5 protein-coding genes and 1 pseudogene are annotated in these 5925 nt (G+C 72.3%); 2 read left to right on the plus strand and 4 right to left on the minus strand.

Features of this window, described 5'->3' with window-relative positions; translation table 11 throughout:
* Window positions 1–203: 203 nt before the first annotated feature.
* Both ACTHMF_RS03890 and ACTHMF_RS03895 read left to right on the plus strand, forming a co-directional pair.
* Complete coding sequence (locus tag ACTHMF_RS03890) at window positions 204–1247, plus strand: Gfo/Idh/MocA family protein (protein WP_440316373.1); 1044 nt, start codon at window positions 204–206, stop codon at window positions 1245–1247.
* A gap of 119 nt (window positions 1248–1366) precedes the next feature.
* Window positions 1367–2176 (plus strand): YqaJ viral recombinase family protein, encoded by an 810-nt coding sequence (locus ACTHMF_RS03895; RefSeq protein WP_440316376.1) that lies wholly within the window; start codon window positions 1367–1369, stop codon window positions 2174–2176.
* Here the strand turns inward: ACTHMF_RS03895 and ACTHMF_RS03900 are convergent.
* The 4 genes and pseudogenes from ACTHMF_RS03900 to ACTHMF_RS03915 form a co-directional block, all read right to left on the minus strand.
* Complete coding sequence (locus ACTHMF_RS03900; protein WP_314149175.1) at window positions 2170–2877, minus strand: DUF998 domain-containing protein; 708 nt, start codon at window positions 2875–2877, stop codon at window positions 2170–2172. The genes ACTHMF_RS03895 and ACTHMF_RS03900 overlap by 7 nt on opposite strands.
* A 77-nt stretch (window positions 2878–2954) precedes the next feature.
* Complete coding sequence (locus tag ACTHMF_RS03905) at window positions 2955–3497, minus strand: N-acetyltransferase family protein (RefSeq protein ID WP_440316374.1); 543 nt, start codon at window positions 3495–3497, stop codon at window positions 2955–2957.
* 113 nt (window positions 3498–3610) lie between these two features.
* Window positions 3611–5614, minus strand: a complete 2004-nt coding sequence (locus ACTHMF_RS03910) for a S53 family peptidase (protein ID WP_440316375.1) — start codon at window positions 5612–5614, stop codon at window positions 3611–3613.
* Between the two features lie 233 nt (window positions 5615–5847).
* Window positions 5848–5925: pseudogene (locus ACTHMF_RS03915) on the minus strand (50S ribosomal protein L1); the annotation flags it as partial.

Here is a 5925-nt window from a genome sequence, read left to right on the forward strand (position 1 = left end):
GCGACCCGCGCCCCCCCCCCCGGCGGCGCGGGGGGCGCGACTGGCGGGCGGGGGGGGGGGGCCCCGCCCCCCCCCCCCCCCCGGCTCGTGACGTACGAATGTCTCGGGTATATAGACCTCAGATATTGAAACCTTAGAGTCTCACCGCCGGCGCGTCAAGCGCACGTTGCGCCCGCCGCCGTGCCGACGGGCAGACTGAGCGTATGACCGTCACCTCCCGCACGCTCCCCGCCCCGCGTCACCCCGATCCCGCCGACGCCCCTGTGCTGCGCTGGGGGGTGCTCGGCCCCGGCGTCATCGCCGGCGACTTCGTCGACGCGCTGCGCGCACACACCGGCCAGCGGATCGTCGCCTGCGGCTCGCGCTCCGCCGACCGTGCGGAGGCGTTCGCCGCCGCGCACGGCGTCGAGCGCGCGCACGCGTCGTACGAGGCACTGGTCGGCGACCCCGAGGTGGACGTCGTCTACGTCGCGACGCCGCACAGCCAGCACCTCGAGCACGCACTGCTCGCGATCCGGGCGGGCAAGCACGTCCTGATCGAGAAGCCGATGGCCGCGACCGCCGACCAGGCGCGGCTGATCGCCGCTGCGGCGCGCGAGGCGGGCGTCTTCGCGATGGAGGCGATGTGGACGCGCTACCTGCCGCAGACCGACATCATCCGGCAGCTGCTCGACGCCGGTGAGATCGGCGAGCCCGCGGTCGTCACCGCGGATTTCGGCGGCCGCGCGCGGTTCGACCCGACCGGGCGGCTGTGGGACCCGGCGCTCGCCGGCGGAGCGCTGCTCGACCTCGGCGTCTACACGGTCTCCTGGGCGTCGTTCGCGCTCGGCGAGCCGCAGAGCGTCCTGGCGACCGGCTCGCTCGCGAGCACCGGCGTCGACGAGCAGGCGGCGCTCGTGCTCACCTCCCCCAGCGGTGCGCAGGCGCTGCTGAGCACGACCCTGAGGGCGGGAACCCCATCCCTCGGCACCATCTCCGGCTCCGGCGGCCGCATCGAGACGGACAGCCCGTTCTGGGGTCCCAGCGGCTTCCGGCTGCACGGCGCGGACGGCACGCTGGCGGCGCACTGGCGCGACCCGTACAACCGGCCGTACCGGCAGGGGATGTCGTACGAGGCGGCCGCGCTCGCCCGCTATGTCGCCGATGGCCGCACCGAGTCGCCGCTGCACCCGCTCGACGAGGCGGTCTCGACCCTCGCCACGATCGACGAGGCCCGCCGCCAGCTCGGAGCCCTCGGCGTGGAGTGACGTCCCCGCCATCCGTTCCGGAGTTCTTCACGCTTCGCAGCGGCGTGTCGCGTGAAGAACTCCGGAACGGATGGCTGCGCGGGTGCGCGGGTGCACGGGTGCGCGACACAGAGGGCGACGTGACGGTGGCGACGGCGCGCGCGGTGCAGAATGGATGGGTGCTCGACCGTCCCGCCCGCAACGCCGACCTCTACCGGCCGGGCGTGCTGGCGGACCTCGGCAGCACCTCGGCGCCCGCTCCCACCGCGGTGGTCCCCGCCGTGCCGGGGGCCGAGGGTCACCTCGCCCGCGTCGTGGCGTCCTCGAGCGATCGGGTCGGCTGGCTGCGGGCGCGCAGCCGCGGCATCACGGCGACGGATGTCGCCAAGTTGTCCACCCCCGGCTCGCTGCGCGCCGCTGCCCACGAGAAGCTGAACGGCTCCGGCTTCTCCGGCAACTCGTTCACGCAGCACGGCCGCAGCAGGGAGCCGGAGATCGCCGGCTGGGTCGCCGCTACCCACGGCATCCTGCCCTCCGACCTGCTCTTCCACGCGGAGCGCGACCGCCGCCACCTGGCGACGCCGGACGGCCTCGTCGTTCGCAGCGGCGGCCGCATCGAGCTCGCCGAGATCAAGACGACGAACAAGCCGTTCCGCAGCATCCCGCGCAACTATCTGCGGCAGATCTGGTGGCAGCAGTACGTGCTCGGCGCCGAGAGGACGCTGTTCGTCTGGGAGCAGCACGACGGCTTCGTCCCGCTGCACGACGAGCCCGAGTGCCGCTGGGTCGACCGCGACGACGCCGAGATCGGCCGGCTGGTCCGCCTCGCCGGCCAGCTGATCGACCTGCTCCGGGAGGCGACGGCCCGGCCGGTGCAGCCGGCGCCGGCTCCGGCGACCCACCCGCTCCGCGCGACGGCGACGCTCGCGGCGCAGCCGCAGCTCTACTGAGCCGACTCGCCGCGCGCCCCCACCGGGACCCGGACGAGCGCCAGCGAGTACACCGCGATCCAGGCGATCGCCACGGTCGTGCCCACCAGCTCCAGCCACGCCCCCACGTCCGTCGCGACGTGGACGATCGCCAGCAACCCTCCGACGATGGTGATGACGGCCACCGCCAGGCAGCTCGCGAGCGAGAACCGGGCCACCCGCGGCAGCCCGCTCGCGAACGCGACCTGCAGCATCGCGAAGCAGGCGGCGGCGAAGCCGAGCACCGCGGACACCGTGTGGATGAGGTCCTGCGCCGTCGAGCGCGGATCGACGAGCGGGACCGGGCAGTTCGCGGTGCAGGTGACCTGCGACGCGAGCACGAAGCAGATCGCGGCGAAGCCGAGGCTCGCCGCGGGAGCCCAGCGGTCGAGCACGCGCACCGACGACCGGATGTGCCCGCTGGCCAGGGCGATGCTGAAGCCGCCTGCCGCGACCAGCAGGAGCGCGAGCGAGAACGGTCCGGCCGTCGGCGCACCGATCGCCCCGAGCTCGCTGACGTAGACCGGGTACGCGAAGGTCAGCCGGGCCGCCCAGATGATGGTGAGCCCGGCGAGCACGCAGACGGTGCCGATCGCCAGCAGCACCGGCACGGCGCGCTGCCACCCGACGGCGAGCAGCGGCGCGCTGAACGGCTGTCGCACGATTCGCAGCAGGCGGCGCACGGGAACTCCTCGGGTGGTACGGGTCGCAGCATCCTAACCGGGGCCCGGCTTGAAGCTCGCTGAGCGCGCCGGGGGGCTCAGGCCGCCGGGAGCGGCCGCTCCATCACCCAGTCGTCCTCCAGCCGGTCCCCGACCAGGAAGCGCTTCGCTCCCACCCGCTCGAAGCCGTGCTTGCCGTAGAAGCGCTGCGCCCGCGCGTTCAGCTCGTTGACGCCGAGCCAGACGCCCGCCGCACCGGCCTCCGCCGCGAGCCGCAGGCTCTCCGCCATCAGCCGGCCGGCCACACCACCGCCGTGGTGGCCGGGGAGCACGTAGCACTTGCTCAGCTCGGCCGTCGGGCGCACCCGGATGGCCGCGCGCACGTCCTCGTCGGTCGGCTCCCCCACGTTGAGCAGCGTGTACCCGACCGCGCTGCCGTCGGCGTCCTCCGCGATCAGGATGCGCCGGGACGGATCGGCCAGGTACTCCGCGAACCGCTCCGCGGAGAGGTGCGCGGCGATGAACTGCGCCTTCGCCTCGTCCGTGGTGTGCGGCGGGCAGGCGAGCGGGAAGGTCGCGGCGGCGACGGCGGCGAGACCGGACTCGTCGCCGGGGCGGGCAGGGCGGATTCCGACGGTCACGGCACCACCCTAGCGGGATGCTGCCGGGCGCCTCCCGGCCGGGGCGGACCCCGACGGACGACGGCCGGCCGCCCCCGAAGGGACGGCCGGCCGCGTGCGGTGCGGGCGGGAGGCTAGTGCCTGCCCTGCGCCACGAAGTTGAGCAGCGAGAACGAGACGCCGCCGAGGCCGGTCACGTCGTCGTAGCCCTTCGCGGTCTTCAGCGAGGTGTCGTTGTCCAGCGAGACCAGGTAGGTGTTCCCGCTGATCTTGCTGGTGTAGACGAGCGCCTGCGTCGGGTTCTGCGGCACCACGTCGCGGAACGCCGACGGCAGCACGCGCTTGACCGCGTAGAGGGTCGGGTTCGCGAACCCGATCGTCTTGCCGGTCGCCTGCTGCACGATGGCGATCTGGGCGGCGACGATCGGCGAGGCCAGCGAGGTTCCGCCGTAGGTCTCGTTGATGTAGTCGCCGGTGGCGAGCGTGGTGTCGTCCACGATCGGGCGGATGCCGATCTGGAACCCGGTGTACGGGTCGGCCAGCGCCGCGACGTCGGGCGACACGCGGTGACCGTTCGCGAGCGCGGACGGGACCACCCCGCGCTGGTAGTCCGGCTGCGAGAACACGGCGCTCACGCCGCCGCCCGCGCCGCCGACGAAACGGGTGCCGGGAAGCGGAGCGACGTAACCGAGGCTGCCGTCCGCGTTCTTGACGATCTGGTCGAACTGGTCGCCCCAGCCGGTCTCGTACGCGATCGAGCCGTTCTTGTTGATCGCGAGGCTGGTTCCACCCACCGAGGTGACCCACGGCGAGGACGCCGGGAAGTCGGGCGACGCGTAGCCGAGGTTCGCGGCCTCGTCTCCGTTGTCACCGCTCGAGAAGTAGAGGCCGATGCCCTCGCCCGCGGCCTGGAGCTGCAGGTTGACCTCGCCCTGGATCACGTCGGCGGGGACCGCCTCGCCCACGTTGCCGTAGCTGTTGCTCACGATGTTCGCGAGCTTGTTGTCGAGGATCTTCGACATCGCCACGTCCAGGCCGCCGCCGCAGTTCGTGCCGCCGACGTACAGGATGCGCGCTCCCGGTGCGATCGCGTGCACGGACTCCACGTCCAGCGTCTGCTCGCCCTGCCACCCGCTCGGGTACTGGCAGAGCTCCTGGTCGGTGAACTGCGCGGGGCTCGGCACCAGCTGCTGGTAGCTGGAGTTCGTCAGGCCCGGCTCGCCGTTCTGCTGCGAGTACGTGTTGACGTCCTTGACGATGCTCGGGCTGGCGTAGGCGTCGATGATCGCGACGGTCTGGCCACGCCCGTTCACGCCGCGCTTGCCGAGGTCGCTCAGGCCGTACGCGCTGCGCAGCTGCTGCGGGGTGTAGCCGCAGTTGTAGGTGCTGTAGCTCGTCTGGCCGTTGTACGCCGGAGGAACGGTGACGGTGTGCTCGCCGATGTAGTGCGAGCACGGCGTCTCGATCACGGGACCGGCGTTCGGGGCGACCGACTTCATCCGCACCTGCGGGGTGTTGGACGGGCCGAGGTCGCCCTGCTTGATCGAGTCGGGACGGGTCAGCGTGCGCGACTGCTCCAGGCTGACGCCGGAGACCTTCGCCCCGATGCCGGCGGGCAGCGACGGAGCCGAGGTCGGCGCGACGAGCTGGCGGCCCGCGTAGCTGAACTCGTGCAGCGAGGTGCCGAAGATCGAGCCGAGCTGCTCCGGCGTGCCGCGGAACACCACGTACTGGCGGCTCGCGGGCACGGCGGTGATCGTGAGACCGGCCGCCTTGAGGAAGCTGACGACCGCGTCCGAGTCCGCCTTCGTCGGCGAGAAGCGGTTGATCCACTGCTGCGGGCTCAGCGCCTTGCGGTATCCGGAGAGGGACGGGTTGGACACCTGCTTGGCCAGGGCCTCCGCGCCGTTCTGGTCGCGGAGCGGCAGATAGATCTCGCCCTCGACCGTGGTGTCGGCGGGGGCGGCTCCTGCGTCGTTCTGGGCGGTGGCCCAGGAGGGGACGGAATCGGCGTATGTCACGCGATCGGCGGCGTTGGCCGCGGACGCGCCCGCCAACGACAACGCCACCACGGCGGTCGTGGTGGCGAGGATTCCGAGTGCCCTCTTGTGGAAGGCGGGTGTGTTGCGAGGTGTCATCGAGAAACATTCCTTCGCTCGGACGGGCTCTGCTTCGAGCCGGCGCGCGGTGCGCGCCAGGGCGAGACTAGCCCGAGCCTTCTACCGCCACAAGAGGGGGTAGACAGGTCTGTCGCATTCGTTGACGTTTATGAACGTTCTCTCAGGGAACCGGGCGTCCGGTTCGGGAACCAGAACGGGGCCGGTCCCGGCTGCTGCCGGTCCCGACCCCGTCCCGAGTCGAAGCGCGTTGATCAGATCGAGTTGACATCCAGCGGGATACCCGGGCCGAACGTGGTCGACACGGCGCCCATCTGGCTGTATCGGCCCTT

The sequence above is a fragment of the Leifsonia sp. genome (assembly GCF_051955155.1).
Taxonomy (GTDB): Bacteria; Actinomycetota; Actinomycetes; order Actinomycetales; family Microbacteriaceae; genus Leifsonia.

Bases quoted from the DNA above. Each gene is read 5' to 3' on its own strand.
- ACTHMF_RS03890 (WP_440316373.1), top strand. From the start codon at position 204: ATGACCGTCACCTCCCGCACGCTCCCCGCCCCGCGTCACCCCGATCCC.
- ACTHMF_RS03910 (WP_440316375.1), bottom strand. From the start codon at position 5,614: ATGACACCTCGCAACACACCCGCCTTCCACAAGAGGGCACTCGGAATC.